Source organism: Clostridium celatum, assembly GCF_021412605.1.
Classification (GTDB): Bacteria; Bacillota; Clostridia; order Clostridiales; family Clostridiaceae; genus Clostridium; species Clostridium celatum.
This window is the reverse complement of sequence record NZ_JAJKGM010000020.1, coordinates 55,151-57,087: the sequence shown is the minus strand read 5'-3', so window position 1 is coordinate 57,087 and position 1,937 is coordinate 55,151. Positions and strand designations below refer to the sequence as shown.

The following is a 1,937-nucleotide window of genomic DNA, read 5'->3' as shown; positions in this document are numbered from 1 at the left end:
TTTTAATATTAAATTTTATCCACAACTAATAATAGAAAAACCCTCTGTTTTTAAACAGGGGGTTTTTCAACAAACTGTAAATTGGTAGATATCTATTGATATCTACCAATTTTTTTATGCAAATTTAAATTAAGTATGATAAAATTAAGGTTAAATTTATTTATAAAAGTATTAAAAAGGAGAAAATGTAATGAGAGATATAACAAATAGTAAAGGAAAAATTTTTAGACACTTTAAAGGCGATTTATATTTAGTAGAAGATTTTGTTAAGCATTCAGAAACACAAGAAGTCATGGTTTTATATAGAGCGTTATATGGAGAGTGTGGATTATTTGTAAGACCATATGATATGTTTGTTGAAGAAGTTCCAGAAGGAAAAGTTAATCCAACTGGACAAAAATACAGGTTTCAAGAATTCAAAGTTAAGAGTGTTAAGTAAGGATTAAATCACAAATTATATTGAATGGTAATATATAAATAGAACTGCATTAAAAGAGAAATTTTTAAGTAGATATTGTAACTATTTTAAGCAGTTCTATTATTATATATAAATTTAAAAATTAGAAGGAGCTAACTTACATATTTTCTTTTCTTAAATAACAATACAAATACGAGTGAGCATATTAGTATTAAAATTGATGAAAAAGATAATATTAATGTTTCAAAATTGGTTGTAGAGTTTTGCTTAGGGCCCATTACAAAGTTATTATTAATAACTTGAGTTTTATTACCGCTATTATTTTGAGCTTGGAAAGAGGTAATTTCATTTATTTGTTCATCTGTTAAACCGATATTTAATAATTCTTCCTTAACAGCATCGGTAATTGGGCTATCACCAGAATTTTGAATTATTTGTATTGCTTGAATCATAAGTGATTGATCTATAGACATATTATTAATAAGATTACCATTTTGATTATCCTTATTAAACATGCCACCTTTATCGTTTCCACCACCTTGTTGACCTAAGGCTGTTAAATCAACAGTTGTATCAATATTACCATAGCTTGTTGAAGGTTGAGAACCATCAAGTTGAGCAGTTATACTAGTCGCTCTATCATATCCAAAATTGATTAAATGAGTAAGTGAATTAGTATATTCTTAAAATGTATAAAAAGCTGTAGCATCATTTTCTACATAATTGCTAATTAATGAATTAACTTTAGTAATTAAAGTTTCATAAGTTCCATTATTAATAAAGTTTTCTACTATTTCATTTAAATATTGATGATAGAGTTCTTTATATTTATCAACTTCTAAAAGCTTTCCTATTAACGGACTTGCTTCTAAACTATCAGAAACAGGAGAATCTATTGGGAAGTTTATTGCATTTGAAGCAGAACCAGCTTGGAATCCTGCAAATGATAAGTTATAATCCCATGGTAATATGCTAACTAAGCCATCATCTTCATATAAATAGTAATTATGCTTCATATTAGATGCATAACTATCAAGATTAACTAAGAAAGTATTTACAGCAAAATATCTAAGAACTTCATCTACATTTAAATAAGACTCTATATCTTCAAGGCTATCAAGATGTTCTATCATATCTAATATTTTAGTATAATCATCACTATCTGTAGTTTTAAAGATAGCATTATCAAAAATAGAAGAATAATTTGAAACATCATCACCATTCCATACCAAATCAGCACCATTAGAGTTTCCACCCATACCACCGCCAATGCCATTAGGCATACTTTGAGGCATTTGCATTGAGTTATCTCCATTATTCATATCCGGAGGAGTTTGCATTTGCATTGAGTTGTCTCCATTATTCATATCTGGAGGAGTTTGCATTTGCATTGAGTTGTCTCCATTACTCATATCTGGAGGAGTTTGCATTTGCATTGAGTTATCTCCATTATTCATATCCGGGGGAGTTTGCATTTGTATTGATGTATCTCCATTATTCATATCTGGAGGGGGCTGCA

General features: G+C 28.5%; 3 protein-coding genes. 1 reads left to right on the top strand and 2 read right to left on the bottom strand.

All coding sequences use genetic code 11. The features are described 5' to 3' along the window. Positions 1-190 precede the first annotated feature (190 nt). Positions 191-439 (top strand): DUF1653 domain-containing protein, encoded by a 249-nt coding sequence (locus LPC13_RS09895; RefSeq protein ID WP_234088775.1) that lies wholly within the window; start codon positions 191-193, stop codon positions 437-439. Positions 440-570: 131 nt separating this feature from the next. Here LPC13_RS09895 and LPC13_RS09890 read toward each other — a convergent pair whose 3' ends face one another. Beyond that, the gene (locus LPC13_RS09890; protein ID WP_005214526.1) at positions 571-933 is read right to left on the bottom strand and encodes a hypothetical protein; all 363 of its coding nucleotides are present in this window, start codon (positions 931-933) and stop codon (positions 571-573) included. Between the two features lie 168 nt (positions 934-1,101). Continuing rightward, on the bottom strand, positions 1,102-1,937 hold an 836-nt coding region (locus LPC13_RS09885; RefSeq protein ID WP_234088774.1), incomplete at its 5' end, for a CotH kinase family protein.

Coding starts and splice junctions, on each gene's coding strand:
- LPC13_RS09890 (WP_005214526.1), bottom strand. CDS start 933: ATGTTTAATAAGGATAATCAAAATGGTAATCTTATTAATAATATGTCT.
- LPC13_RS09895 (WP_234088775.1), top strand. CDS start 191: ATGAGAGATATAACAAATAGTAAAGGAAAAATTTTTAGACACTTTAAA.